Raw genomic sequence first — 26,443 nt, 5'->3', positions numbered from 1 at the left:
CACATGGCCCGCAACGAGTTCCGCTTCGTGGTCGACGGCGTCGACCTGAGCGCCGAGCAGCAGACGCTGATCGCCGCGGAGATCCAGAAGGCCGGCCTGGCCGCCCTGCGCACCGCCGACGCGAGGCTGACCAACCCGCTGACCGTCGGCCACGGCAACATCAAGCTGCGTCCCGAGTGGTACGGCCTCTGGGTCATCGACGGCCCGTTCGCCCAGGACCTCGGGCAGAAGATCAACGACATCGGGTTCTGGATCCAGCGGTGACCGACACCGCCCGGCCGGCCGGCGCGCCGGAGCGGATGTGCCCGAGCACCCCGGCGTCCAACGCCACGGTGTTCCTCGGCATGATCACTCCGGCGGGCCGGGTGGCCTACGTGACCCCGGCCGTCCCGGCCGAGGTGGCGCTCGCCGGGCTCGGCGACTCCGACGAGCCGGTCGAGGCGCGGGTCCGGCTCGCCGGTCCGTGCGTCACCTCGTCCTGCGGCTTCTGGACCGGCTCGCACTGCGGGCTGGGCGCGCGGATGGCCGCCTCGTACGCCGAGACCGCGCCGCCCGCTGAGGAGGCGCTGCCGAAGTGCGCCATCCGGCGTACCTGCCGGTGGTTCGCCGAACAGGGACCGTCGGCGTGCCCGGCGTGCGCGCACGTGGTGACCGACGCGCGGGCCTGATCGCCCCATCTTGTCGGACCCCTCGACTAGCGTCGGGAGGTCATGGAGCCGCGGTTCGGCGAGCAGATCATCGGGCGGGAACACCCCGCGGCACAGTTGCGCGCCGAGGTGGCCCGGCTGACCGCGGGACACGGCGGTCTCGTCCTGGTCACCGGCGAGCCGGGCATCGGCAAGACCACACTGGTCTCGGCCGCCGCAGACGAGGCCCGGCGACGCGGGGCGCTCGTGCTCGGCGCCGCGTGCTGGGACTCCGACACCGCACCCGACTACTGGCCCTGGGTCCAGGTGCTGCGCCGGCTGGCCCGGTTCGCCGACGACCCGTCCGGCGCCCGGGAAGCGGTCGACGCCGGGCTGGCCGCCCTGCTCGGCGAGCGCCCCGCCGGGGACGGCGGCGACGTGGCTGGGGACGACGGTGCGGGGGACGACGGCCGGGCCGAGTTCGACAGACACGACGCGGTCACCGCGGCGCTTGTCGCCGTCGCGCAGCACCGGCCGGTCGTGGTGGTCCTCGACGACCTGCACTGGGCCGACCCGGCGTCGGTCCGGCTGCTCCAGTTCGTCACCCAGCACACCGGGTTCGAGCGGCTGCTGTTCGTCGGCACGTACCGGGACGCCGAGGTCGAGTCCGGCGAGCATCCGCTGCGGCCGTTGCTGGTGCCGCTGAGCGCGAAGGCCACCACCGTCACGCTCACCGGCCTCGGCCGGGACGAGGTGGCCGCCCTGATGACCCGCACCGCCGGTCGCGAGCCGGGCGCCGACCTGGTCGCCGAGGTGCACAGGCGCACCGGCGGGAACCCGTTCTTCGTCGAGCAGACCGCCCGGCTCTGGCACACCGACGGCCTCACCGACACCATCGCGCCCGGCGTCCGGGAGGTGGTGCGCCGCCGCCTCGACCAGCTGCCCGCCCAGGTGGTCGAGGCGCTCACCGTCGCCGCGGTGCTCGGCCACGAGTTCGACAGGGGGACGGTGGCGGCCTGCGTACCCGCTCCGGTCGCCCAGGTCGACCGCTTGCTCGGCCGCGCCGCCGCGGCCCGGCTGGTGCTGCCCCGCGGCGGCGGGCGGTTCGTCTTCGTGCACGACCTGGTCCGCGAGACGCTCTACGACGGGCTCGCCGCGGACGCGCGACGGGCCCGGCACGCGGGCGTCGTCCGGGCCGTCGACAGGTCCGACGCGCTCGCCGACGTGCTCAGCCCCGCCCACCTGGCCCGGCACGCGTGGCTGGCCGGCGCCGAGCTGGACCCGGTACGCGCCGGTGACCTGCTGGTGGCCGCCGCCCGGGACGCGGCCGGCCGGATCGCGGTGGACGAGTCGGTCCGGCACTACCGGCGGGCGCTCGAGCTTCCCGGCGAGCCCGCCCCGCGGGTCCGGCTGCTGCTGGAACTGGCCGGGCTGCTGCACCACGTCGGCCCGGCGGAGGAGGTCGAGCGGCTGCTGACCGAGGCCGCCGCGCTGGCCCGGCAGGCTGACGACCCCGGCGTGCTGACCCGGGTGGCGCTCACCGCGCACCGGCGGCACTCGGCCATCCGCCGCCGGCTCGACGCCGACGACCTGGTCCGCGAGGCGTTCCGGCGGTTGATCGGCGAGCCGGATCCGCAGCGGTCGGTGCGCAGCCTGGTCACCGACCTGATCACCGCCACCGAGACGCTCGCCCGGCACGGCCGCGACGACGAGGCGCTCACGTTCAGCCTGTGGGCCCGCCACGACACCACCTGGGGGCTCGGCACCGCCGAGGAGCGAGCCCTGGTGACCGCCGAGATCCGGGAGGTGGCCCGCCGCGGTGGCGACCGGGAGACCGAGCTGTGGGCCACCGCGCTGCGCTGGGTGGCGCTGCTGGAGCTGGGCGACCCGGGATACCGCCGGGAGCTGGCCGCGTTCGTGGCCGGCGCCCGGCAGGGCGAGGTCCCCCGGCAGCGGATGGCGGCCACAATGGACAGCGGCATCATCGCCGCGTTCCGGGGCGACCTCGCCACCGCCGAGGAGTGCTTCGCCGAGGTGGAGAGCCAACCCGAGCCGGAGCACTCCGGCCACGCCTTCATGACGTACCACATCCGCTGGTCGGTGCTGCTTCTCTACGGCCGGGTCGCCGAGGCCGAGGCCCTGCTCGACAAGGTGGGCGCCGGCCATCCGCAGGCCGAGCTGCTCCGCGCGATCACCGCCGCCGAACGCGGCGACACGGCCGCCGTACTGGGCCTCACCGCCGGGATCGAGGCCGCCGGCGCCACGTACCCCCGGTCGGTGTCGCCGTTGTGGCTGCGGCTGCGGGCCCAGGCGGCGGCCGTGGACGGCGACCCGGACCGGTGCGCCGAGGCGCGGGCGGCGCTGACGCCGCACCGGGGGCGGTGGATGGCCACGCTGTTCGGCTGCGACATCTCCGGCCCGGTCGACCTGTGGCTGGCCGCCGTGGACGCGGCCGACGGCCGGTGGGACGACGCGGTCGCCGGTTACACGGCGGCCCGGGACGCCGCCGACCGGCTGGGCGCCCGCCCCTGGTCGGTGCTGGCCCGGGCCGGGCTGGTGGCCGCGCTGACCGGGCGCGACGGGCCGGGCGACGCGGCCGAGGCGCGGCGGCTGCGCGACGGGACGGTGGCCGAGGCGCGGACGCTGGGCATGAGACAGGTGCCCGGCCGGCTGGCCCCCGTCCGGGCCGACTCCCCGGCGGTGGCGGTCTCTCCGCTGGCCGCCGTCCTCCCGGCGGCGTCCGCCCCGTCCGCGGTGGCGCTCGCCTCGCGGGTGGCTGCCGCGCCCTCGTCCGTTGTGGTCCGTTCCGGCGTGGGGATGCGCGCCGGGCGGCCGGAGTTCTGCCCGGACGGGCCGGTGTGGCGCCTCGGGTACGGCGGTGTGGTGGTGCACCTGCCCGACGCCAAAGGTCTGCACGACCTGCGGCTGCTGCTGAGCCGGCCCGGCGCCGACGTGCCCGCCGTCGAGCTGCTCGACCCGGCCGCCGGCCCGGAACTGGTCGCCGCCCGCAGCCTCGGCGCCGATCCGGTGCTGGACGACGAGGCGAAGGCCCGCTACCGGCGGCATCTGCGGCGCCTGGACGACGAGATCGACCGGGCCGCCGTACGCCACGACGAGCGGCGGCTGTCCGCGCTGGACGCCGAGCGGGCGGCGCTGCTCGACCAGTTGCGTACCGCCGCCGGGCTGGCCGGACGCAGCCGCCGCCTCGGTGACCAGGCCGAACGGGCACGCAAGGCGGTGACCGGGCGGATCCGGGACACGCTGCGCCGCATCGACGAGCGGCACCCGGCGCTCGCCGCCCATCTGCGCGAGTCCGTCACCACCGGCGGCACCTGCCGCTACCTGCCGCCCGAACCGGTGTCCTGGCGGCTCTGACCGGCCGGTGCGCCGGGGGCGGCGGGGTGCGGACCCCGTCACCCCCGGGCGGGCCGGGTCAGTGGCGGTTGTAGCGGTACATGGTCAGCGTGCCGAACACGGCCACGAAACCGGCGCTCCAGAGCAGCAACCACATCGTGTTCGTGCCGTCCATCGAGCCGGCCATCGCCGCGCGGACCGAGGCGACCAGGTGGGTGATCGGGTTGACCTTGACGAACGCCTGCAACCAACCGGGCATGGTGGACGGTTCCACGAACACGTTGCTGAGGAACGTCAGCGGGAACAGCACCATCATGCTGACCCCCATCACCGACTTCTCGCTGCGCAGCACCAGGCCGAAGAACGTCCACACCCAGGAGAACGCGAACGAGAAGACCACCAGCAGGCCGATCCCGGCCAGCACCCCGAGCAGCCCGCCGTCGGGGCGGAAGCCGAGCACCAGCCCGACCGAGAGGATGACCACCGCGGCGAGCACGTAGCGCAACACGTCCCCGAAGATCATCCCGACCAGCGCCGCCGGCCGCCAGACCGGCAGCGTACGGATCCGGTCGAAGACGCCCTTCTCGATGTCGTTGTTCAGCCCGACCCCGGTGTACATGGTGATCATCACGACGCTCGTGACCATGATGCCGGGCAGGAAGAACTGCAGGTACGCACGCGGGCTGTCGGCCAGGGCGCCACCGAACAGGTACGTGAACATCAGCACCATGATGATCGGGAACGCGGTCACGTCGAACAGCTGCTCCGGCACGTGCTTGATCTTCAGCAGGGCCCGCCAGCCGAACGTCAGCGACGCGGCGAGCGGACTCGGCCGGGACGGCCGTTCCGCCGGGGCGAGCACCGTGGCGAGCGCCTCGGCGGACGGGACGTAGACGGACGGCGGGCGCCCGGTGGTGATCGCGGTGTCGCTCATCGCGCCGCCTCCAGCTCGTCGTCCCGCTCGTCCGCCGGGACGGCCGGGTGGTCGGTCAGGGCCAGGAAGACCTCGTCCAGGCTGGGCTGGCCGAGGGAGAAGTCGTCCACCACGATGCCGGCGGAGGCCAGCTCACCGAGCGCACGGGCGGCCTGCGCGCTCGCCTCCAGGTCGGTGCCGTCCTCGCCGACCCGGGCGGTCAGCGCCACCGGGTCCGCGTCGAGCTGCACCGGTACGCCCAGCGCCGCCCGTAGCACCTGCTCGGCCTGGGGCCGCTGCGCCGGATCGCGCAGCCGGATGTGGACGCTGCCGGAGCCGACCGACGACTTCAACTCGCCCGGGGTGCCCTCCGCGATCACCCGGCCGTGGTCGACCACAGCGATCCGGCCGGCGAGCTGGTCCGCCTCGTCCAGGTACTGCGTGGTCAGCAGCACAGTGGTGCCGTACGCCACCACCGCCCGCACGATCGCCCACACCTGGTTGCGGCTGCGCGGGTCCAGCCCGGTGGTCGGCTCGTCCAGGAACAGCAGATCCGGGGTGTTGAGGATGCTCGCGGCGATGTCGATGCGCCGCCGCATCCCGCCGGAGTACTTCTTCACCTGCCGTCCGGCGGCCTCGGTCAGCCCGAAGGCGGCGAGCAGCTGGTCGGCGCGGTTCCGGGCGCCCGGCCGGCTCAACCCGAGCAGCCGGGCCAGCAGGATCAGGTTCTCCGCGCCGGTCAGGTCCTCGTCCAGCGAGGCGTACTGGCCGGTCAGGCTCACCCGGGAGCGGACCGCGTCGGCGTCGCGCACGACGTCGTGGCCGAAGACCCGGGCGGTGCCCCCGTCGGGGCGCAGCAGCGTCGCCAGCACCCGTACGGCTGTGGTCTTGCCGGCGCCGTTGGGGCCCAGCACCCCGTACACGGTGCCGGCGGGAACCCGCAGGTCCAGCCCGTCGAGCGCGCGCGTCGTACCGAAGGACCGGACCAGGCCGTCGGCCTCGACGGCCAGGCCGGTGTTCCGGTTGCTCATCAATTGCTACCTCTCTCGTCGGTGTCTCGACAGGCGTACCGGGCGTGCCGCCAGACCGGTCGCCTGTTCAACGAGGCCGGGAAACTGTGGTGTTGTGCCGGCCTCACCCCTTCGGCGCCAGACGGTCCGCCAGATCCGATCTGGCGGTGGCGATTCCCGGCCGACGACGGCCGGTACGGGAGGAAGACGGGGTTATGACCGTTCCCGCAGCAGTCCGCCGGATGACCGGTCGCGGACAGTGCGCGATCGATCTTCTGCCATATGCTGCGCCGGCATCCGACGCACGGGGGGCGTGTCCTGGTTGTGGTGACGCGGACGCCTCTTGAGCGCATTGAAACCGAGAGGGGTCCACCGTGTCCATCGTCCGAAGAGTGCTCGGCGCACTCGCCGTGGCGGCCCTGGCCGTCACCGCCGCACCCACCGCCGCCGGTGCGGCGGCGGATCCGGCAGGCGTGCTCCACCTGACCGTCACCAGGCCCGACGGCAGCCCGGCTGCCGCCAACGTCGCCGTGACGGCCGCCGACAGCAGCTACGACAACGATCTCCTGCCGCTGGACGAGTCCGGGCAGCTCAGCGTGGAGGTGCCGGCCGGCGACTACAAGATCGCTGTCACCCCGGTGTACGGCGACGGCCAGGACGACGAGGTGCTCAGGCAGTGGGTGCCGGGCCGGACCAGCTGGGCGCAGGCCGGAACGGTCCGGGTGTCCGCGGGGGACACGACGGAGGTCTCCGAGCGCCTGCGCGTGCCCAGCGGGTCGACCCTGCGGGCGCGCGACGCGGTCACCGGCGCCGCGGTCGACGGGCTGTGCGTGTTCCTCGACCCCCGGCGCAATCCGTGCGGCGACACCCAGGTGACCGTCCCGCCGCTGATCCCCGGCCCGCAGGAGGTGTGGGTCTACACCCGCGACGACACCCACCTGCCCCGCTACGCCACGGTGGACGTCCTGGCCGACGGCAGCGGCACCGCCGTGGTCGTCCTGACCCCGGCCGCGAACGTGGTCTCCCGGGTGGTCGACGCCGCGACCGGCGCGCCCGTCGCCGGGGCCTGTGTGACGCCGGCGCCGGCCGGTACCGGCGAGCTTCCCCACAACCCGGGACGGTACTGCTCCGACGCCTCCGGGAACGTCCGCGTCGGCCTGGTCGCGGCCGGCTCCTGGAACCTGTTCGCCCGCCCCGCCGGCGGCTCGGCGTACGGCGCGCAGTGGGTCGGCGCGACCGGCGGCACCGGTGACGCGAAGCAGGCCCGGGTGGTCACGCTCCGCGCCGGGCAGACGGTCACCGTGCCCCCGATCCGGCTCGACCGCGCCGGTGTCGTCACCGGCACCGTGACCAGCGCGGCCACCGGCAGGCCGGCGACCTCCGGCACCGTGACGCTCGCGCCCGGGTCGAGCCTCTTCCCGAACTGGGGAGTGGACCTGGACGCGCAGGGCCGCTACCGGATCGACTGGCTCGGTCCGTACGCCTGGCCGCTGCTGTTCACCACCGCCGACAACGCCACCCAGTGGTCCGGCGGGTTCGCCCTGCGCGGCAAGGCCGTGCCGGTCACGGTCCGGGCCGGCGCCACCACCGTCTACAACCTCGCCGTGCGGCGTGGCGTCCTGGTCACCGGCCGGCTCGTCGACCCGGAGGGCCGCCCGGTGGTCGCGGAGCTGACGGTGCGCAACGCGCGTACGCGTGAGGTCATCGGCTATACGTTGGACATGGATCGCGACGGCGAGTATGCGCTGCGTGTGCTCGGCCCCCAGCCGGTCACCGTGGCGTGGCTGTGGACTCCGCCCTACGTCAACTACGCCGGCTGGTACGACGGTGCCGCCCGTCCGGCCGACGCCACCGAGGTGACCCTGCCGGGCAGCGGCACCCTTCGGTTGAACATCGAGGTCGACCGCTTCCCTGCCGGTTGATCCGCGAGGGCCGGGTGGCGCGCCGCCACCCGGCCCGCAACGGGTCAGCCGGCCGTGTCCAGCCGGGCCCGCTGCTCCGGGGTCAGCTCCAGGTCGACAGCGCCCAGGCTCTCCTCCAGTTGCGCCACCGAGGAGAAGCCGACGAGCGCGACGGCCGGGATGTCGCCGCCCATCAGCCAGGCCAGCACCACCTGGTTGACAGTGGCCCCGGTCTCGGCGGCCACCGCCCGCAACGCCTCCAGCCGGGCCGGGGTGGCGGGCACCGCGTACTCCTCGCCGAGCCGTTCCGGCCGGACGTACGCGCCCTTGAGCAGTGGCGAGTACGCGACCAGCGTGAGCTGCGGCTCGGCCCGCAGGTAGCTGAGCAGGTCCGGGCCGACCCAGCCGACGTCGCCGTCCCGGTCCAGCTCGCTCGGCACGTCGAGACGCCGGGGCAGGTAGCTGCGGTGGTACTGGAGCACCTCGTACCCGGGCAACCCGGCCGCGGCGGCGAGCGCCCGCGCCCGCTCCACCCGCCAGGCGCGGTGGTTGCTGGCGCCCAGCAGCCCGACGGTGCCCTCGGCGACCAGCTCGGCGAAGCCCTCCACCGTCTCCCGCAGCGCGACCGTGTGGTCCTCGATGTGGGCGTAGAGCAGGTCGATCCGGTCGAGCCCGAGCCGCTCCCGGCTGCGTTCGGCGGACTCGCGGATCACCTTCGCCGACAACCCTTCGGGGTTGTCCACGTAGCTGGTGCCCGGGGCGAGCGGCCGGGCGCCCAGCTTCGTGGCGATGACCACCTCGTCGCCGACCCCGCGGCTGCGCCGCCAGCGGCCGAGCAGTTCCTCGCTCTCGCCACCCTGGCCCCCGTTCTGCCAGAAGGCATAGTTGTCCGAGGTGTCGATGAAGGTGCCGCCGGCCTCGACGTAGCGGTCGAGGATGGCGAACGAGGTGGCCTCGTCGGTGGCGGTGCCGAAGAGCATCGCGCCGAGGCTGAGCACGCTGACCTTGCGGCGCGTCGCAGGGTCGGTGCCGATGGTGCGGTAGCGCATGGATTTCCTCCCCGTCGGAGCTTTGCCGGTCACCCTGCCCCTTCGAGTGCGCGCGAAGTCAAACGTCGAAGGGCCCCGGTTCCCCGGGGCCCTTCGGTGTGCGGCGGTTCAGTTCGGGATGTAGTCGAACTCGTCCGGGTTCGGGCCCGTCCGGCCGGCCTCGCTCTGGTCCAGCGAGGTGAGCCGCTCCATCGCGGCGTCGTCGAGCGTGAAGTCGAAGATCGCGAAGTTCTCCTCGATCCGCTTCGGCGTGGTCGACTTCGGGAACACGATGTCGCCGCGCTGCACGTGCCAGCGCAGCACCACCTGCGCCGGGGTCCGGCCGACCTGCTCGGCCACGTCGACGACCGTCGGGTCGTCCAGCACCCTGCCCTGGGCGATCGGCGACCACGCCTCGGTGAGGATGCCGTGCGCCCGGTCGTACGCCCGCACTTCCTCGTTGCCGAGGTAGGGGTGTGCCTCGATCTGGTTGACCGCCGGCACCACGTCCGCCTCGGCGGCCAGCCGCTCCAGGTGCGCGACCTGGAAGTTCGACACGCCGATCGAGCGCACCGTGCCTTCGCGCCGGAGGTCCTCCAGCACCTTCCAGGTGGAGACGAAGTCGCCGTCGTAGCGGGTGGGCAGCGGCCAGTGGATCAGGAACAGGTCGAGGTAGTCGAACTTCAGTTCCCGCAGCGTCTGCTCGAACGCCTTGCGGGCGTCGTCCGGGCGGTGGAAGCCGTTGTTCAGCTTGCTGGTCACGAAGACCTCGCCGCGGTCCAGCCCGGAGGCGCGCAGCGCCTGACCCACCTCGGCCTCGTTGCCGTACATCTGGGCGGTGTCGATGTGCCGGTAGCCGATCTCCAGCGCGGTGCCGACCGCCCGGGCGGTGTCCTTCGGCTCGATCTGGAAGACGCCGAAGCCGAGCTGTGGGATGGAGTTTCCGTCGTTGAGTGCGATGTCCGGAACGCTGTTGGGGGCCATGAGAGTCTCATCTCCGATTCGTGCGGTGCCGGGGCGCGTCCGTGCCGACCGCCCCGGCCGTGCCAACCGGATGTCTCTACCCGCTCGCCACGCTTCCTCACATCGAGGACGAGCGTCAACCCCAGATCGACCGGGCCCACTCCGGGTGGTCGACGAACGGGTTGCGGTTGCCCTGCCAGCGTTCGTGGATGCGCTGGTTGCGTCGCTGCTCGAAGACGTCCGGCGGGTCCTGGTCGTTCCAGGCCAGCAGCTTCGACAGCCGCCCGAGCCGGGGCGCGGAGCCGTTGGAGACCGAGTCGTTCGGTTCCAGGTCCGGCCAGCCGTCGCCGCCCTCGTACCGGATCGCCATGTAGAGGATCATCCGGGCCACGTCGCCCTTCACCGCGTCGCGCGGCTCGAACGAGTCGGCGTCGGTGTAGCAGCCGGGCGCCTCGGCGACCGTGCCGCCGCCCGCGTCGAAGTCCTTGTTGCCGCGCAACGAGTTGACCGACACGTCCTCCGGCCGCAGGTGGTGCACGTCGGTGCCGGGGCCGGTGGCGGTGCCGAAGTCGCCGTGCGACTTGGCCCAGACGTGCTCCCGGTTCCAGTCGTTCGCGCCGCCGCCGTTGCTGGTCTTGCTCTGCGAGCGTCCGCTGTAGAGCAGGATCACGTTGGCCGGGTTGGCCGGGTCCTGATCGGTGTCCTTGAGCGCGTCCCACACCTGGTCGTAGCTGAGCTTCGTCTGCACCCGGATGATGCCGTGCAGCGCGGTGCGCAGCGCCGGCCCGGTCTTGCCGGCCGCGGCCGCGTAGTAGGCGTCGGGCGTGCCGGTGGGCGCCGGGGTCGCGGTGGGGGAAGGGCTCGGCGTGGCGCCGCCGCCGCCGAGGGTCATCGCTGTCGGGTTCTTCAGCCCGCCGTGACTGAAGTACGCGGTCAGCGCGCCGGTCGCGGTCACCTGCCGCCCGCGCAGCGACGGGTTGGTGAGCAGCCCGAAGGTGCTCCGCCAGGCGGCCGTGACCTGCACGTACAGCATTCGGGCGGTGCCGGTCTCGCCGGCCTGGTCGGCGATGGCGATCGCGGTGTCCGCGGTGAAGCCGGACCTGAGCACCGTGTCGGTGGCGGTGGGCTGGCCGATGACGTAGCCGGTCACGGTGGCGGTCCGGCCGTCCTGCGCGGCGAGCGCCTGCGCGACGGTCAGCGTGGTCGCGGCCGAGGCGGCGCCGGTCACGCCGAGCGGCATCGCGACCGCGACGGCGAGCACGACCGCCGCGAACATCCGCCCGGATCGCGAGCGGGTGACGCGCTTCATATTCATGACCAGCAATGTTAGGTGCCGCCGGCCGGTTTGAGGAGAGGCGCTCAGGCGGCGGTCAGGTCGCGCAGGGCCAGCACCGACCGCCAGTTGCGGGCCGTCGCCACCACACCCAGCTTCTTCTCCAGGTACGCGGCGGTGAACTTCGTCCGCCCGTAGCCGCCGGCCGGGAAGTGCAGGTGCGCCTCCCGGCCGATCACCTCGTACTCCATCGTCTCGCCCGGCGGCACGGCCAGCTCGCGCACCTTCGCGGCGGTGGGGGCGGCCGACAGGAACACCACGAGCACCCGCGTGTGGTCGTCCTGCCGGCCCGCGTACGGGCTGGCGGCGGCCACCGCGGCCAGCTCGTCCCCGTCGCGGACCAGCACCGGCACCCGCAGGCCCAGGTCGTCGGCGAGCCGGTTCGTGATGCCCTCGGCCAGCGTCTCCGCCCGGGCAGGTGGGCTGGTGAAGACCACGTTGCCGCTCTGCAGGTACGTCTTGACGTCGGTGTGACCGAGGTCGGTGACGACGCGGCGCAGGTCGGCCATGGCCAGCTTGTTGGCCCCGACGTTGACGGCCCGCAGCAGGGCGGCGTACCTGGCCATCGGCCCTCCTCGACTCGTGCTCGGGGCCGACCCTACGTCAGGAGGCCGACAACCGGGCGTAGACGTCGCCGGAGCGGCCGGCGGGCCGGTACGTCTCCAGCAGGCGCACCAGCCCGGCCGCGTCCAGCCAGCTGTCGCTCGCGAAACGCATGGTCTCCACCGGTGAGTAGTTGTAGCGGTAGCCGCCCGCCGACGCGCCCAGCCGTTCCACCAGATCCAGCGCCTCCAGCGCGGCGTCGTGCGCCGGGGGCAGGTACTCGAAGGACAGTCCGCGCACCGGGTGGGTGAGCCCGGACAGCACGTCGACCTCGAAGCCCTCGACGTCGACCTTGCAGAACGCCGGTACGCCGTGCCGCGCGACCAGGTCGTCGAGCGTCACCACCGGCACCTCGATCGACCGGTCCCAGCGGACCCCGGCGAAGCTCGGATCGGCGGTGACCGACTCGATCCAGGACGACGACATGGTGGACACCGTCGGCGTCGCGGACGACAGCTCCAGCCGCGCGCTCCCGGACCGTGCCCCGACCGCCGTCGGCTCGATCACCACGTCGGCGTCCCGCCCGAAGCCCAGGCGCAGCACCCGCAGGCAGTCGGGCTGCGGCTCCACCGCGACCACCCGCGCGCCCAGCCGCCGCCAGGTGCGGACCCGGCCGCCGACGTGGGCGCCGATGTCGAAGGCCAGGTCGCCGGGGGAGAGGAACTGCCCGTAGAGCTGCCGGGCACGCCGGTGCTTGGCCGGCTGACCGTGGTAGACGGCCAGGGAGCGGGTGATCCCCCAGGCCCGCGCGAGCATCGTCACGACACCCCTAACTGTGAGTGGTGGACTGCGGTCCGAACGCCCGTAGGAACCGGTCCCGGAACGACTCCATCGGCCAGACCGGGGCCTGCGGGTCGGGGTTGAGCCCGTCCTGCCAGCCCCATCCGGCGATGCGGTCGAGTACGGCCGGATCCTTCGCGACGACTGTGATCGGCACGTCCTTGCCGGCGCCGTCGCCGGTGATCGCGCGGGCGGGCTGGTGGTCGCCGAGGAACACCAGCACCAGGTTCTCGTCACCGTAGCGCTGCACGTAGGAGATGAGCGTGCGCAGCGAGTACACGACGGCCCGCTGGTACGCCTCCCGCGTGCCCTCCGCCGAGCGGTCGGCGCGCGCCGTCCCCTTGTACACCGAGCCGTCGCCGACGTCGTCCCAGTCCACGAGCGGCGGCACCGGCGTCCACGGGAGGTGGCTGGAGAGCAGCGGGATCTCGGCCATCACGGGGGCGCGCCCGGGTCCGCGCTCGCGGCTCTGGAACGCCGACAGCGTGTACTGGTCCGGCGGCGAGGAGAAGCTGAACAGCGGTCCCTTGTAGCCGAGTTCCTTGGCTCCGTACAGCGTGTCGGGCTCGAAGAAGGCGGCTTCCGGCCAGGCCCGGTTGAGCGCCGGCATGACGAGCGCGGTCCGCCAGCCGGCGCGCTTGAACGCGCCGTTGAGGGTCAGGTGGTCGCTGCGTACGAGGTTGGTGTAGCGCAACTGGTTGTCGGTCCGGATGCCGCTCATCAGCGTGGCGTGCGCGAGCCAGCTTCCACCGCCGGTGGTGGACGAGGTGAGGAACGCGCTGCGGCTGGCGTAGCCGGCCGCGCGCAACTGCCGGGTCCCCTCGTCGAGGACGGCGTCCACCTCCGGGGCGAGGTCCGGGTCCTCCAGCGCGACCCGGCCGTAGCTTTCCACGAACGTGAACAGGACGTCCTTGCCGCGCAGCGCGGTGAGCATCTGCTCACCCGGCACGTCCCGGAACGGGTCACCGGCGAGCTGCGTGCTCAGCGTCTCCTTGTCGTTCAGGCCCGCCCGCACCTGCCGGGCGCGGTCGAAGACGTCGGCGGCGACGGTGTCCGCGGCGACCGGGACGCCGGGCACGATCTGCGCGCCGAGCACGGCGCAGACCACCCAGGCGGCGGCGAGCGCGGTGACGGCACGCGTGGTCACCCGGCGGTGGGCGGCCGCGGCGCCGGCCAGCCGCCGCGCCGACAGCGTCACCAGCACCGGTACGGCGAGAGCCGCGACCACGGCCAGGACGATCGCGCCCACCTCGGCGGCTGCGCCGTACGACTCGGACAGGAACTCCGCGCCCGCGCCGAGGAACGTCCAGTCGGCGATCAGGTCGAAGCGCCGGTCGAGCACCGCCGAGAACCCGAGGTCGGTGACCTTGAGCACCAGGATCAGGCCGAGCAGCGCGCCGAGCAGCGTGGCCACCACCCGGCGTGGGCGTGCCGGCAGGACCAGCAGCAGGGCGACGGCGAGCAGCCCTTCCACCGGGATGCGGAGCAGCGCGCCAAAGGTGAGCCGGTTGACCTCGTTCGGCGCGACCAGGGCCACCAGCACGAGCACGCCGGCCAGCGTGGTGACCGCCGCGCCGAGCAGCCGCCGGGCGCGCCCTGCGCCGACGGCGCTGTCACCGTGGTCGTTCGTCTCGCTGTCGGTCGCGGCGCCGCTCTCGGCCGTGGCGGCGGCCGTGCCGCTCTCGGACAGAGCGTCGGCGGAGGCGCTGTCCGGTGTGCTGTCGCCCGTGTTCGCGGTGCCGGCCGGGGCGTCGTCGTCGCCGTCGGCCGGCCGGGACAGGTCGGTCACCGGCGCCGCCCGCCGACCTCGGCGGGCTGCCGCGCGGCGAGGACATGCCTGTCGGGCGTCCACCCGGACCGGTGGCCCACCGGCGCAGGGGAGACCGGAGCGGGCGAGACCGGAGCGGGCGAGACCGGCGCGGCCGGGAGCGCCGGCCGTACGCGGTGCCGCCACAGCCAGCCGACGTCACGGCCGAACGACTCCACGAGCAGCGCGAGCGCGCCGAACACCACAGCGAGGGCCAGCGGCCGGGGCAGGACGCCCGCCGCCACCACTGTCAGCGCGATGCCCTGCGTCGCGGCGACCACCTTGCGCCAGTAGCGCGGCGGCAGCGAGCCGCGCATCCACGGCAGCACCCAGCCGGCGGCGACGAAGACGTACCGCATCGCGCCGATCACCAGCACCCAGGCGCCCACCTGGTCGGCGACGTACCCGCAGAGGACCAGGACGAGGAAGGAGTCGACCTCCATGTCGAACCGGGCGCCGAGTGCGCTGGTCGTGCCGGTACGCCGGGCCACCTGCCCGTCGACCCAGTCCAGGGAGAGCGCCACGGCGGCCAGCACGACCAGCACCGGCACCGCGATCGGCCCGCGGAACGAGTCGACAGTCAACGCGGCCACCCCGCCGGCGAGCGTCGCCCGGGTGAGCGTCACCCAGTCGGCCGGGCCGAGCCGGTCCGCGCCCGAGCGGCGCAACCCGTAGCCGAGCGCCGCGACCGTCACCACCCCGAAGAGCAGACCGGCCAGCCAGCCGTACGCGCTCAGGCCGACCGTGCCGGCCAGGACCGCCAGTACGCCGACCTGGAGTATCGCCCCCGCGAATGGATCAGTTCGAACTGCGGACACCATGCCTCCGAGGTAGACGTCACTTACCACACCTGTGTACGGAGAACATGCCCGAACAGTTCGTTCTGATGCCGGAAACGCGCCAGCGATGTGACTTCTCACGTCCCCGGCGTCGCAGCGGGCGCTGCGCGGGACCAGGCGCCGGAGCGGAGGCCGTCAGCGCGACGGCGGCCCGGGGGCCAGCCGCCAGTACTGCCGTTTGCCCTCGTCGCGGACCACGACGCCGAGCCGGGCCAGCTCCCCGTGCAGCTCCCGGGTCTCGGCGTCGTAGCCGTCGTCGAGCGCCCGCTGCCGGGCGCGCAGCAGAGCGTCCGCGCCCGGCGGCAGGTCGGGCAGCCCTTCGACCCACCTCCGGTACGCGTCGCGGTGCGGGTCCTGCCCGGTCCACGGCCAGCCCTGCCGGGTGAACGCCGCGCGCAACCGCTCGGCGTCCAGGTCGGACTTCTCCCGGGCCAGCTCGCCACCGGCGGTGCCCAGCAGGACCAGCGCATCACCGTCGACGAACACCCCCGCCACGTCGGCGCGGGCCACGTCCCGGCCGTGCCCGTCGCGGTGCAGCCGTACCGTCCGGTGCCCGACCGTGACGGTCAGCCGCTCGCGAACCGCCACCACCGCCACGAACAGGCCGCCGAGCAGGCCCACCCCGGCCCCGACCGGGTACGCGCGCTCGTCCGGCCACCCGTCGAGCAGCTCGAACAGGCCCTGGAACGGGAACCAGGGCAGCCCGGCGATCCAGCCGGACAGCGCGGTCAGCCCGGCGCCCAGTCCCGCTCCCAGCAGCGGGAATCCCGCCCACATCAGCACCAGCTCGCCGCGCCCACCGTCGACCACGACGTCCTCGCCGGGTTGCCAGGCGGCCACGGTCAGGACACCTCCCGGCGCAGCGTACGGACCAGGCCGGCGGCGAGCGGCAGGAGCACCCAGACGGCCAGCGAGACGCCGAGCCGGCCCCACTGCCCGCCGGTCATCTCGGCGCCGAGCAGCGGCTCCATCGTGTACGAGGTGTCGAGCCAGCGGGCCGGCGCACGCAGCGCGGAGATCATCGCGGCGAGCAGGCTCCACACGGTGGGCAGCAGCAGATAGGTGACGATCGCCAGCGGCGTGTTCAGCAGCAGCAGACCGAAGGCGGCGCCCATCAGCACGCTCGCCACCTGGAACACGGCCGCGTGCGGCAGCAGTTGCCAGTCGTACGTCCAGGCCCCCGCCCCGCCGGTGGCGCGGGCGGCGAGCGTGCCGACCGCGGCGACCACGAGGCTGACCAGCACCGACGCGAGCGCGGCGAGCACCACCGCGGCGAGCTTGGCGACGATCACCCGCTCCCGCCGGGGCACCAGCGCGAACGTGGTGAGCGCGGTGCGCTGCGACCACTCGCCGGTGATGGAGAGGATGCCGAGCACCGGCAGCAGCAGGCCGACCGGCAGCAGCGACGGGGTGAAGAAGGCGGTGAACGTCTGGTCCGGCGCGTCGAGGACGAACAACTGCACCACCACGATCACGGCGGCGATCAGCCCGATCGTGATCAGCAGCCATCGTCCGGCCCGGGTGTCGGCGAGCTTGCGCAGCTCCACGGCGGTCAGCCGGGCCAGCGAGGGGCCGGCGACGGCGGGCTCGTGCCGCGCCGGGGCGGTGGGAACGGCTGTGGTGGTCATCGGACGGCCTCCTTGGTCGACGCGCCGGCGGTGAGGGTGAGGAAGAGCTGTTCGAGGCCGCCGCTGCCGGCCGGGCGCAGCTCGGTGAGGACCAGTCCGGCGTCCGCCGCGGCCTGGCCGACCTGGCCCGGCTCGGCCCGGACCACGTAGCCGCCGTCGGTTCCCGCGGTGGCCGACAGCGCGGCCCGCTCCAGCGTCAGGCGCAGGGCATGCGCGTCGCGGGCGCGTACCAGCGTGCCGGCGCCCGCGAGCAGCTCGTCCTTGCCGCCCTGGGCGACCACCCGGCCACCGCCGATCACCACGAGCCGGTCGGCCACCGCCTCCACCTCGCGCAGCAGGTGCGAGGAGAGCAGCACCGTGCCGCCCCGGTCGGCGAAGTCGCGCAGCAGGCCGCGCATCCAGAAGATCCCCTCCGGGTCGAGGCCGTTCGCCGGCTCGTCCAGGATCAGGACCCGGGGGTCGCCCAGCAGCGCCAGCGCCAGGCCGAGCCGCTGCCGCATGCCCAGGGAGTACGCGCCGACGCGGCGCCGGGCGGCGGTCTCGTTCAGCCCGACCCGGTCCAGTGCCGCCGCCACCCGTCCCCGGTCCACGCCCATCGTGCGGGCGGCGAGCGTGAGCGCCTCCCGTCCGGTGCGCCCGGCGTGCTGCGCCGAGGCGTCGAGCAGCACCCCGATCTCGCGCCCCGGGTTGGGCAGGTCGCGGTAGGGGCGGCCCGCGACGGTGGCGCCACCCGAGGTGGGCGGCGTCATTCCGCAGATCATCCGCATCGTGGTGGACTTCCCGGCGCCGTTCGGCCCGAGGAAACCGGTCACCGTGCCCGGTTCGCACCGGAACGTGACGTCCGCGACGGCTGTGTGCGGCCCGTACCGCTTGGTGAGCTGGTCGACTTCGATCATGCCGTCGAGCCTGCCGGGGCCACCCGGTCACGCGCTGCGGCCGGCGGTCGGCACCGCCGTCGACCTCGGTTCACCGCAGACGTCGACTTTGGTAGCTGGTAGCCGGTCCGGACGGCTTCCTAGCATGGACGGGTGACCAGCGCCGCCGTACCCGATCATCCCTGGCTCCTGCCGGGGTCCCTGGTGCCCGCCCGGGCCCGGCGGACGCCGCGGGACTGGTTCGTGGACGGCATGGTGTTCGTGGCCTCGCTGCTCTGGGTGCTGATCGCGCACGGCGACGTCACCAGCGCCACCCCGGAGTTCGGCCTCAACGCCGGCCCGGCCTGGCTGGAGGAGGTCGACCTGCTGATCGGCCTCTGGGTCAGCGGTGCCCTCTGGCTGCGCCGGCGCTGGCCGATCGGGCTGGCGCTGGCCACCGCGCCGCTCGTGTTCTTCTCGGTCACCTCCGGTCTCGCGTTGCTCGTCATCACGTTCACCGTGCTCGTGCACCGGCCGCTGCCGGTGGGCCTGGCCCTGGTTGCCTGGAACCTGCTGAGCCTGCCGGTCTACCTCGCCGTACGGCCCGACCCGACGATGCCGTTCTGGGGCTCCGTGATCTGGACCGCGCTGTTCATCGGCGTGGTGGTGGCGTGGGCGCTGTTCGTCAGGGCCCGCCGCCAGCTGGTGCTGTCCCTGCGGGACCGGGCCGAGCGGGCTGAGGCCGAGCAGCAGCTCCGGCTCGACCAGGCCCGGCAGCTCGAACGCGGCCGGATCGCCCGGGAGATGCACGACGTGCTCGCCCACCGGATCTCCCTGCTCAGCCTGCACGCGGGCGCGCTGGAGTTCCGGCCGGACGCGCCGCCGGAGGAGGTGGCGCGGGCGGCCGGGGTGATCCGGGCCAGCGCGCACGCCGCGCTCCAGGACCTGCGCGAGGTGATCGGCGTGCTGCGGGCCGAGGTCGGTTCCGAGGCCACGCCGGAACGGCCGCAGCCCACGCTGGCCGACGTGCCCGCGCTGGTCGCCGAGAGCCGCGACGCCCGGGTACGGGTCACCGTGGTCGACGAGGTGATCGAGCCGGAGGCGGTGCCCGCGGCGATCGGACGCAGCGCGTACCGGATCGTGCAGGAAGGGCTGACAAACGCCCGCAAGCACGCGCCCGGCGCGGTGGTGACGGTCCGGCTCGCCGGCGGCCCGGGGGACGGGCTGGCGGTGGAGATCAGCAACCCGTGGCCGGTGGGCAGCTCGGCCACCGCGATCCCGGGCACCGGCACCGGCCTGGTCGGGATCGCGGAACGGGTCACGCTCGCCGGTGGCCGCCTGGAACACGGGCGGGACGCCGACGGCACGTTCCGGCTGACCGCCTGGCTGCCCTGGGCGGCGCAGTGAGCGCCCCGGTGCGGGTGCTGATCGTCGACGACGACCCGCTGGTCCGCGGCGCGCTGTCGATGATCCTCGGCGGCGTACCCGACCTGGCGGTGGTCGGCGAGGCCACCGACGGCGCCGAGGTGCCCGAGGCCGTCGCCGCGTACGCCCCGGACGTGGTGCTGATGGACATCCGCATGCCCCGGGTCGACGGGCTGGCCGCCACCGAGGCGCTGCGTGCCACCGCCGACCCGCCCGAGGTGCTGGTGCTCACCACCTTCGACGCCGACGAGCAGGTGCTGCGGGCGCTGCGCGCCGGGGCGAGCGGGTTCCTCCTCAAGGACACTCCGCCGGCCGAGATCGTGGCGGCGGTACGCCGGGTCGCGGCGGGGGAGGCGACGCTGTCCCCGGCGGTGACCCGCAAACTCATCGCGCACGTCACCGGCACCGCCCCGGCGCCCGGCCCGGACCCGAAGCGGGAGCGGGCGGTACGGCTGCTCGACGGGCTCTCCGAACGGGAACGGGAGGTCGCGGTGCTGCTCGGCCGAGGGCGGACCAACGCGGAGATCTCCGCCGAGCTGTTCATGAGCGTGGCGACGGTGAAGGCGTACGTGTCGCGGCTGCTCACGAAGCTCGATCTGAACAACCGCGTACAGGTGGCCCTGCTCGTCCAGGACGCCGGCCTGGTCTGACTCGCCTCGTGGCGGGATTGAACTGCTGCCGTCATCCGGCCGTACCAGTGGTCGAGGATGTGGTGCGGCCGTTCTGCCGCACCGCTGCCGAGCTGCGGGAGGCCTGCCGTGCGAGTTGGTGAGCAGTCGACGGATCCCATCGACCAGATCCTGGGCGAGGTGCCGGTACCGGCGCCGTTGACCCCCGAGGACGTCCGCCTCGCGGTCCGGGCGGTGGTGGTGCACGCCGCCGAGGAGTGGCCCGCGGGGCCGAAGTGCCGCAACGACGGCTCGTCGTTCCCCTGCCGGTTGCATCGCTGGGGCCGGCGCGTGCTGGAGACACACGGTCTCAACGACCGCCAGATCGACGCGCTGATCCGGCACGGCAACCCGTTCGTGCACGTGCCGTTCCCGTTCGTGCTGACCGGACCGTCCGGCGCCCGTCCGGCCCCGGGGCAGGCCGCCCGCGGTCAGACGGCGCGACCGGGCGTACCCGGTCAGGCCGCGCGGCCCGGCGTGCCGGGTCAGGCCGGCCGCCCTGTGCCCGGACAGCCGGCCCGGGCGGTGCCGGGTCAGGTCGCCCGCCCCGCCGCCGCGGCCCAGGCGGCGCGCGGTCCGGTTCCGCGGGTCACCGCGCCGCCGGTGCGGCCCGGCCTGCGGCCGGTCGCCGGGCGGTCGGCTCCCGCCGCCCGGCCCCGCTGGCCACGGGCCAGCTGACCTGTTGCCGCCGGGCGACCGGTCCCCTCCCGTCGCCCGGTCCGGGTGAGGTGACGCGCGCCTCGCCCGGTTCCCCCGGGCCAGCTGACCCCCGGCCGCTCCGGCTCGGGGAGCTGATGCCCGGCGCCCGGTTCCGGTCGCGTCGGCGCCCCGTCGCGGAGTGGCGTCGTTCGTGCCGGAGCATGCCGACGGCGGCCCGGCCGGGGAGCCCCCACCCCCGAGCCGGGCCGCCGTCACCGCGTCACTTGACTCCGCAGTCCGGTGCGGACCAGCCCTTCGCGTTCGCCGACTTGTCCCGGTTGTTCTCCCGCCGCGAGTCGACGTGCGTGTGGTCGTCGTGGTCCGGGTAGCCGGGCCCGTAGATGCCGCTGAAGCCCCGGCTGCGGGCCGAGCGGGCGATGTCGCAGAGGCTGCGGTGCTTGGCGATCAGGTCAGCCGCGTTGCCGTAGAGGTGCTGGCTGTCCGCGGCGCCGCCCACCTGCCGGTTGCAGGCGATGCTGCGGAACCCGCTCGTCACGTAGAGCGGCTTGTCGCCGAGGCTGCGCCGCAGCGCCTCCAGCTTCCACATGGTGCGCAGCGCGTTCTCGCGGGTGGCCGACGCGGAGAGCGGGCCGCCGGCCCACCCGCCCTTACCGCAGCCGTTGTCCAGCTCGGCGTAGCTGAAGTGCTTCGGCGTGCAGTCGCTGTCCTTCTGCAGGTCGTAGATCCTGGCGAACGTCTGCGGCCCGGCCACGCCGTCGGCGCGCAGCCCGTACGCGGTCTGGAAGCGCTTGACCGCGGCGGCCGTCTCCGGGCCGTACACGCCGTCGATCCGGACGATGCCGCTGTACGCGGCCCAGCCGGCCACCCGGATCTGGAGCTGCCGGACGTCGTCGCCGGAGCGCCCCTGCGACAGTGTCCGGTTCCAGGTGTAGCAGCCGTCGGCGTGCGCCGGTGGCGCGGCGACGACTGTCGCCACGGCGGCCCCGGGCAGGGCCAGCGCGAACGCGACCGCCGCCCGCTTCAGGGTGTTGACGCGCACAGAGTCCTCCCGATGTCAGAGCGAACTGGGGTTGGGACGGGCACATCGACCGGTACGTCCCGTCCCTCTCACCGTGACAGGTACGAGGATTCTTCGTGGTGATTAGCGGAAATTGTTCTCACATCGTCCGTTTGCTGGATATTGGCTGTGAATAGTGCCTGTTTGCGAACGCGCTGTCGGCTGTTGCCCGTCGGAGGTGACCGGTAACGTCTGCTCCCGGACCGGGCGGCGACCTCGACGGGCGGGGAGGTGGGCGTTGGCGCGTGGCGGCGTGTTCTGCGTCGAGGGGCAGTGGCACCGCGACCTCAACGAACGCGGGTCCGTCCTGCCCACGCTCGACCTGCTGGAGCGGCTCGGCCGCATCCGCTACATCCACAAGGACGCGGCCACCCGCGACGAGCTGTTCTACTTCGTCGACAGGTGGCTGCTCAAGCAGTACGCGGACCACCGCGTCGGCTTCTTCGCCATGCACGGCGAGCCGAGCCGGCTCTGCCTCACCGACTGGGACTCCGTCGAGCTGTCGGACGTGGCCGAGCGGATGGCCGGCCGCTGCGAGGGCCGCCGCCTCTACTTCGGCAGTTGCTCGGTGCTGCGCGCGTCCGACGCCACGCTGCGCGAGTTCCTCGACGTCACCGGCGCGGCGCTGATCTGCGGCTTCACCCGCGAGGTGGACTGGGTCGAGTCGGCCGCGTTCGAGACGGTGCTTCTCGACGTGCTCGCCAACGGGCAGCGGCACAACGCCGCCGAGCTGCGGATGCGCTCGGCGCACTGGGCGCCGCTCGCCGCGTACCTCGGTTTCCGGGTGATCTACGCCAACGGCCGCGCCTGGCGGCCCTCGGCCCGCCCGCGCGTGCCCGAGCAGGTCCCGGCGCAGCGGTCCGCCGGCCGTCCGCGCTGAGAACGACGGGCGTGCCTGGTAGAACCGAGGCATGGCACGCAGCATCGCGAAGAACACCCGGGTCGACCGGGACGCCCTGATCGAGTTCCTCCGCCCCCGCCACCACGTCGTGCTGATGACCACCCGCTCCGACGGGCGTCCGCAGTCCTCCCCGGTGGCCTGCGGTGTGGACGCCGAGGGCCGGCTGGTGATCTCCACCTACCCCGAGCGTGCCAAGGTCGCCAACATCCGCCGTGACCCGCGCGTCTCCGCGTGCGTGCTCTCCGACGACTGGAACGGCCCGTGGGTGCAGGTCGACGGCGTGGCCGAGGTGCTCGACCTGCCCGAGGCGCTGGACCCGCTGGTCGAGTACTTCCGCAGCATCTCCGGCGAGCACCCGGACTGGGACGAGTACCGGTCGGCAATGGTCGCGCAGGGCAAGTCGCTGATCCGTGTCACGATCGAGTCCTGGGGTCCGATCGCCACCGGCGGCTTCCCGGCCCGGCTGGCCGACTGAATCAGGACGCGCCGGATCAGGACGCGCCGGATCAGTACGCGACGGTGAAGCGGGCGTTGCCGAACCGCGGATTCTCGATCTCGTCGACGATCGCCACCGCCAGGTCCTCGTAGGTGAGCACCGAACGGCCCTGCGCGTCGGTTACCGGCTGGTCGGTGCCGGTGCGGTAGTGCCCGGTCCGCTCACCCGGGTGGAACTCCAGCGGCGGCGGGGAGACGTACGTCCAGGTCACCCCGTCGGCGCTGGAGCGGTAGAACTCCAGGGCGTCGGCCTGGCCGTGCGCCGAGTCCCGGTACTCCTCCGGGAAGTCCGGCTCGTCCAGGTAGCGGGTGCCCTTCGGGGTGAGCAGCGTCGAGCCGCCGCCGACGTGGATCACCCGAGGTGGGTCCGGCAACTCACGCAGCGTGTCGACCAGCGTCCGCGCGGCGTCGCGCCACAGGTCCCGCTCGCCGCCGCCGATGGCCACCACCAGCACGTCCGCGTCCTGCGCCAATTCGCGTACGCTCCGCGCCGACGTGGCGTCGCCGGTGACCGTGCGTACGCCTGGCGGTAGGTAGCCGACCGCCTCCGGACGCCGCACCGCCGCTGTGACCCGGTGCCCCCGCTCGACCGCCTCGGCGGCGATCCGGGAGCCCGCCGTCCCGCCGGCGCCGAACACGACGATGTCGCTCATGTTTCACAGGCTAGGCAGCCCACCGGTCGGCGGCGGGAGTTCCGCCGAACCGGCTCAGTCGACGAGCGACGAGTAGACGAGCTGGCGCAACTGGCTGCGCAGCGGGTACGTGCTGGACGGCATCAGCTGGGTGAACAGCAGCGCGGTGACCTCCTCCACCGGGTCCACCCAGAACGCGGTGCTGGCCAGGCCGCCCCAGTAGAACTCGCCGACGCTGCTGGGCACGCGCGACGGCACCGGGTCGAGCACGACGGCGAAGCCCAGCCCGAAGCCGATCCCGTCGAGGATCGTCTCGGCGAAGCCCTCCGGCGAGAACGAGGCCAGATCCCGGTTGCCGGGCAGGTGGTTGCGGGCCATGAAGCGCACCGTGCGGGGCCCCAGCAGGCGCACCCCGTCCAGCTCGCCGCCGCGCAGCAGGAACTGGGTGAAGCGGTGGTAGTCGGCCGCCGTGGAGACCAGCCCGCCGCCACCGGAGTGCCACGTCGGCTCCGCCAGCGCGGCCCGGCCCACCCCGTCGGCGCGTACCGCCTGGCCGGTGGCCGGGTGCGGGGCGTAGAGGGCGGCCAGGCGCTTCGCGTCCGCCGCGTCCACCCACCAGCGGGTGTCGGTCATCCCCAGCGGGCCCAGGATCCGCTCGGCGAAGAACGCGTCGAGCGACTGCCCGGAGACCACCTCGACCAGGCGGCCCAGCACGTCGGTGGAGACGCCGTAGTTCCAGCTCGTGCCGGGCTGGAACAGCAGCGGCAACCGGGCCAGCCCGGCCGACGCGGCCGCCAGGTCCGCGCCCGACGGCACGCCCAGGTCGAAGCCCGCCGCCCGGTACAGGCCGTCGACCACCGACACCTGGGCGAAGCCGTACGTCAGGCCGGCGGTGTGGGTGAGCAGGTGCCAGATCCGGATCGGCTCGACCGCCGGCACCGTGAACGGCTTGAGCACCGACCCCCGGTCGTAGACGCGGACGTCGGCGAACTCCGGCAGCCAGCGGCTGACCGGGTCGTTCAGTTCGAACCGGCCCTCCTCCCAGAGCATCATCGCGGCGACCGAGGTGATCGGCTTCGTCATCGAGTAGATACGCCAGAGCGTGTCCGCCTCGACCGGCGTACCGGCCTCCCGGTCGCGCAGCCCGTACGTCGAGGAGTGGGCGACCTCGCCGCGGCGGGTGACGACGATTTGCCAGCCGGCGAGCCGGCCGTCATCGACGTACCGGGCGAAGTGCTCGTCGATCCGCGCGAGCCGGGCGGGATCGAAGCCGACGTGACCGGGGTCGGTGCTCACTGCGACACTCACGACGCGAACCTACCCGCCGGTACCGCGGCCCGGAAGTGTCACTAGGGTCGGTGGCATGCCGGAGCCGGTCGAGGACGTCACCTACCGCCAGCAGGACTGGTACGCCGAGGAGCTGGCCGACCGGCACTTCGTGCGCTGCGAGTTCTTCCACGTCGACCTGACCGAGGCGGTCAGCCGGGGCGCGGTCTTCACCGACTGCACGTTCGGCAACGTCGCGTTCAACGCCTCCCGGCACACCGACTCGGCGTTCACCAGGTGCTCGTTCAGCAAGTGCAACTTCTTCGAGGCCGAGTTCACCGGCTGCAAGCTGGTCGGCAGCACGTTCGACCGCTGCGACCTGCGTCCGCTGCGGGTCGACCGGGGCGACTGGTCGTTCGTCACGCTCGCCGGCGCCGACCTGCGCGGGGCGCGGATCACCGACGTACGGATGCGGGAGGTCGACCTGAGCGGCGCCGATCTGACCGGCGCGACGCTGACCGGCACGGACCTGTCCGGCGCGCAGCTGCACGCCGTCAAGCTGACCCGGGCCGACCTGCGCGGCAGCGACCTGTCCGCGCTCGACCCGACGGCTGTCGAGCGTTCCGGCGCGCGGATCGACCCGGAACAGGCGATGGTGCTGGTCCAGGCGCTCGGTTTCCAGGTCGGCTGAAAGCTGCCGCGGGTTGTCAGGTTTCCCGGCCAGAATCGGGCGCATGACATGGTGGTCCGATCTGTTGGCGGCCGAACCCGAGTTCGCCGCGCGGGTACGCGCCCGGTTCGCGGTCCGCAAACACGGCACGATGGCGACGCTGCGGCGGGACGGCTCGCCGCGGATCAGCGGCACCGAGTTCGACTTCGGTGACGACGGGCAGTTGCGGCTGGGCAGCATGGCCGGCGCGGTCAAGGCGCTCGACCTGCGCCGCGACCCTCGGGTGGCGCTGCACAGCCCCACCGAGGACGCCCCGCCCGACGCCCCGTCCACCTGGGACGGGGACGCGAAGATCGCCGGCCGGGCGCACGAGGAGCCGCCCGCCGAGGACGGCTCACACCGCTTCCGGATCGAGCTGACCGAAGTGGTGCTCACCCGGGTAGGCGACCCACCCGACCACCTGCTCATCGAAAGCTGGCACCCCACCCAGGGCCTGCACCGCCGCACCCGCCACTGACCCCGCCCCTGCCCCGCCCCGCCCTGCCGAGCCCTCTGCCAGCCGCGTTGATCATGAAGTTAGCGGCATTCGGTGTCTGATTTGTCGCCGCTAACTTCATGATCAACGGTTGGTGGGGGGTGGGCTGGGGTGGGTGTGGTCCGCCCGAGTCGGGGTCGCGGGAGATCTTGGTACGGAATGGCCCCTATGGGGGCCGAAGTCTTCCAAGATCTCTTTTGCTGGGGTGCTTCGAGCGCTGAGGGCGTGGGAATTGCGAGGGCTGATGCCTTCTCCAAGATCGCGTTCTGTGTCATTCTCCCTACGGCGAGCCACGGGGCCGGGCCGCTCGCCGCCGGTGGCCGAGGGAGGGTCGGTGGCTGAGGACGACATCGCGCGTACCGGGATCCGGGTCGGGGGCTGGCTGCCCACACCGGACGAATCGGCAGACGCGCCGGAGCGGCCCGCCGGTCCACGCCGCCTGCCCGGGGACGGTGATTCGGGCGGACCCCGGTCGGTGACGCCATCGGACGACGA

General features: G+C 73.7%; 26 protein-coding genes. 11 read left to right on the top strand and 15 right to left on the bottom strand.

The genetic code is table 11. The features are described 5' to 3' along the window. Window positions 1-3: 3 nt before the first annotated feature. Genes ACSDG8_RS11800 through ACSDG8_RS11790 form a run of 3 tightly spaced genes read left to right on the top strand, consistent with a single transcriptional unit; the run spans window position 4 to window position 4,001 of the window. Window positions 4-264: a hypothetical protein gene (locus tag ACSDG8_RS11800; RefSeq protein WP_073830758.1), complete on the top strand. Its 261-nt coding sequence runs from the start codon at window positions 4-6 to the stop codon at window positions 262-264. Next, window positions 261-668 carry a hypothetical protein gene (locus tag ACSDG8_RS11795; RefSeq protein WP_210943198.1) on the top strand — a complete coding sequence of 136 codons (408 nt, stop codon included), beginning with the start codon at window positions 261-263 and terminating at the stop codon, window positions 666-668. Before ACSDG8_RS11800 ends, ACSDG8_RS11795 begins: the two co-directional genes overlap by 4 nt. A gap of 42 nt (window positions 669-710) precedes the next feature. Beyond that, window positions 711-4,001 (top strand): ATP-binding protein, encoded by a 3,291-nt coding sequence (locus ACSDG8_RS11790; RefSeq protein WP_210893617.1) that lies wholly within the window; start codon window positions 711-713, stop codon window positions 3,999-4,001. A 58-nt stretch (window positions 4,002-4,059) separates the two neighbouring features. On the opposite strand, the gene ACSDG8_RS11785 is transcribed toward ACSDG8_RS11790, so the two are convergent. Both ACSDG8_RS11785 and ACSDG8_RS11780 read right to left on the bottom strand, forming a co-directional pair. Continuing rightward, the gene (locus ACSDG8_RS11785; RefSeq protein WP_210893619.1) at window positions 4,060-4,914 is read right to left on the bottom strand and encodes an ABC transporter permease; all 855 of its coding nucleotides are present in this window, start codon (window positions 4,912-4,914) and stop codon (window positions 4,060-4,062) included. After that, window positions 4,911-5,924 carry an ATP-binding cassette domain-containing protein gene (locus ACSDG8_RS11780; protein WP_210893621.1) on the bottom strand — a complete coding sequence of 338 codons (1,014 nt, stop codon included), beginning with the start codon at window positions 5,922-5,924 and terminating at the stop codon, window positions 4,911-4,913. The genes ACSDG8_RS11785 and ACSDG8_RS11780 overlap by 4 nt, the downstream gene beginning before the upstream one ends. Window positions 5,925-6,295: 371 nt before the next feature. On the opposite strand from ACSDG8_RS11780, the gene ACSDG8_RS11775 reads away from it, so the two are divergent. Beyond that, window positions 6,296-7,825, top strand: coding sequence for a hypothetical protein (locus ACSDG8_RS11775; protein ID WP_210943199.1), 1,530 nt, complete (start codon window positions 6,296-6,298; stop codon window positions 7,823-7,825). Between the two features lie 44 nt (window positions 7,826-7,869). On the opposite strand, the gene ACSDG8_RS11770 is transcribed toward ACSDG8_RS11775, so the two are convergent. From ACSDG8_RS11770 to ACSDG8_RS11725, 10 genes are all read right to left on the bottom strand, one after another. After that, entirely contained in the window at window positions 7,870-8,853 is a 984-nt protein-coding gene (locus ACSDG8_RS11770; RefSeq protein WP_210893626.1) for an aldo/keto reductase, read from the bottom strand. Window positions 8,854-8,961: 108 nt separating this feature from the next. Further along, window positions 8,962-9,816, bottom strand: a complete 855-nt coding sequence (locus ACSDG8_RS11765; protein WP_210893628.1) for an aldo/keto reductase — start codon at window positions 9,814-9,816, stop codon at window positions 8,962-8,964. 115 nt (window positions 9,817-9,931) lie between these two features. Continuing rightward, window positions 9,932-11,110, bottom strand: a complete 1,179-nt coding sequence (locus ACSDG8_RS11760) for an endonuclease (RefSeq protein WP_210893630.1) — start codon at window positions 11,108-11,110, stop codon at window positions 9,932-9,934. A 44-nt stretch (window positions 11,111-11,154) separates the two neighbouring features. After that, entirely contained in the window at window positions 11,155-11,694 is a 540-nt protein-coding gene (locus tag ACSDG8_RS11755; RefSeq protein ID WP_210893632.1) for a DUF1697 domain-containing protein, read from the bottom strand. Between the two features lie 37 nt (window positions 11,695-11,731). Further along, the gene (locus ACSDG8_RS11750) at window positions 11,732-12,487 is read right to left on the bottom strand and encodes an FkbM family methyltransferase (protein WP_210893951.1); all 756 of its coding nucleotides are present in this window, start codon (window positions 12,485-12,487) and stop codon (window positions 11,732-11,734) included. A gap of 13 nt (window positions 12,488-12,500) precedes the next feature. Then, window positions 12,501-14,300 carry a sulfatase gene (locus ACSDG8_RS11745; protein WP_210893634.1) on the bottom strand — a complete coding sequence of 600 codons (1,800 nt, stop codon included), beginning with the start codon at window positions 14,298-14,300 and terminating at the stop codon, window positions 12,501-12,503. Further along, the gene (locus ACSDG8_RS11740; protein ID WP_247678370.1) at window positions 14,297-15,139 is read right to left on the bottom strand and encodes a CDP-alcohol phosphatidyltransferase family protein; all 843 of its coding nucleotides are present in this window, start codon (window positions 15,137-15,139) and stop codon (window positions 14,297-14,299) included. The genes ACSDG8_RS11745 and ACSDG8_RS11740 overlap by 4 nt, the downstream gene beginning before the upstream one ends. Before the next feature lie 153 nt (window positions 15,140-15,292). Further along, a complete protein-coding gene (locus ACSDG8_RS11735) occupies window positions 15,293-15,997 on the bottom strand; it encodes a YqeB family protein (protein WP_210893638.1) in 705 nt (234 codons plus the stop codon). 2 nt (window positions 15,998-15,999) lie between these two features. Then, window positions 16,000-16,785, bottom strand: coding sequence for an ABC transporter permease (locus tag ACSDG8_RS11730; protein WP_210893640.1), 786 nt, complete (start codon window positions 16,783-16,785; stop codon window positions 16,000-16,002). Beyond that, window positions 16,782-17,681 (bottom strand): ABC transporter ATP-binding protein, encoded by a 900-nt coding sequence (locus tag ACSDG8_RS11725; protein ID WP_210893642.1) that lies wholly within the window; start codon window positions 17,679-17,681, stop codon window positions 16,782-16,784. The genes ACSDG8_RS11730 and ACSDG8_RS11725 overlap by 4 nt, the downstream gene beginning before the upstream one ends. 132 nt (window positions 17,682-17,813) lie before the next feature. Between ACSDG8_RS11725 and ACSDG8_RS11720 the strand changes: the two genes are divergently transcribed. From ACSDG8_RS11720 to ACSDG8_RS11710, 3 genes are all read left to right on the top strand, one after another. Next, window positions 17,814-19,046 (top strand): sensor histidine kinase, encoded by a 1,233-nt coding sequence (locus tag ACSDG8_RS11720; protein ID WP_210893644.1) that lies wholly within the window; start codon window positions 17,814-17,816, stop codon window positions 19,044-19,046. Between the two features lie 59 nt (window positions 19,047-19,105). Beyond that, entirely contained in the window at window positions 19,106-19,714 is a 609-nt protein-coding gene (locus ACSDG8_RS11715; protein ID WP_247678399.1) for a response regulator transcription factor, read from the top strand. Window positions 19,715-19,822: 108 nt separating this feature from the next. Then, window positions 19,823-20,410, top strand: a complete 588-nt coding sequence (locus ACSDG8_RS11710) for a hypothetical protein (RefSeq protein ID WP_210893648.1) — start codon at window positions 19,823-19,825, stop codon at window positions 20,408-20,410. Window positions 20,411-20,651: 241 nt separating this feature from the next. On the opposite strand, the gene ACSDG8_RS11705 is transcribed toward ACSDG8_RS11710, so the two are convergent. Further along, window positions 20,652-21,431: a D-Ala-D-Ala carboxypeptidase family metallohydrolase gene (locus ACSDG8_RS11705; RefSeq protein WP_210893650.1), complete on the bottom strand. Its 780-nt coding sequence runs from the start codon at window positions 21,429-21,431 to the stop codon at window positions 20,652-20,654. Between the two features lie 256 nt (window positions 21,432-21,687). On the opposite strand from ACSDG8_RS11705, the gene ACSDG8_RS11700 reads away from it, so the two are divergent. Then, complete coding sequence (locus ACSDG8_RS11700; protein ID WP_210893652.1) at window positions 21,688-22,329, top strand: DUF6642 family protein; 642 nt, start codon at window positions 21,688-21,690, stop codon at window positions 22,327-22,329. Between the two features lie 31 nt (window positions 22,330-22,360). Continuing rightward, window positions 22,361-22,825 carry a PPOX class F420-dependent oxidoreductase gene (locus tag ACSDG8_RS11695; RefSeq protein ID WP_210893654.1) on the top strand — a complete coding sequence of 155 codons (465 nt, stop codon included), beginning with the start codon at window positions 22,361-22,363 and terminating at the stop codon, window positions 22,823-22,825. 31 nt (window positions 22,826-22,856) lie between these two features. Here the strand turns inward: ACSDG8_RS11695 and ACSDG8_RS11690 are convergent, their stop codons facing one another. Both ACSDG8_RS11690 and ACSDG8_RS11685 read right to left on the bottom strand, forming a co-directional pair. After that, window positions 22,857-23,498, bottom strand: coding sequence for an NAD(P)-dependent oxidoreductase (locus ACSDG8_RS11690; RefSeq protein ID WP_210893668.1), 642 nt, complete (start codon window positions 23,496-23,498; stop codon window positions 22,857-22,859). 54 nt (window positions 23,499-23,552) lie between these two features. Further along, window positions 23,553-24,785 (bottom strand): serine hydrolase domain-containing protein, encoded by a 1,233-nt coding sequence (locus tag ACSDG8_RS11685; RefSeq protein WP_210893671.1) that lies wholly within the window; start codon window positions 24,783-24,785, stop codon window positions 23,553-23,555. A gap of 55 nt (window positions 24,786-24,840) precedes the next feature. Between ACSDG8_RS11685 and ACSDG8_RS11680 the strand changes: the two genes are divergently transcribed. Further along, entirely contained in the window at window positions 24,841-25,434 is a 594-nt protein-coding gene (locus ACSDG8_RS11680) for a pentapeptide repeat-containing protein (protein WP_210893673.1), read from the top strand. Between the two features lie 43 nt (window positions 25,435-25,477). Further along, window positions 25,478-25,930, top strand: a complete 453-nt coding sequence (locus ACSDG8_RS11675) for a pyridoxamine 5'-phosphate oxidase family protein (RefSeq protein WP_210893675.1) — start codon at window positions 25,478-25,480, stop codon at window positions 25,928-25,930. Window positions 25,931-26,443: the final 513 nt, after the last annotated feature.

This window comes from Micromonospora sp. LA-10, assembly GCF_051853095.1.
In the GTDB taxonomy this organism is placed as follows: Bacteria; Actinomycetota; Actinomycetes; order Mycobacteriales; family Micromonosporaceae; genus Micromonospora; species Micromonospora echinospora_A.
Note: the sequence above shows the minus strand (reverse complement) of the source record. Positions and strands in the feature narration are given on the sequence as shown.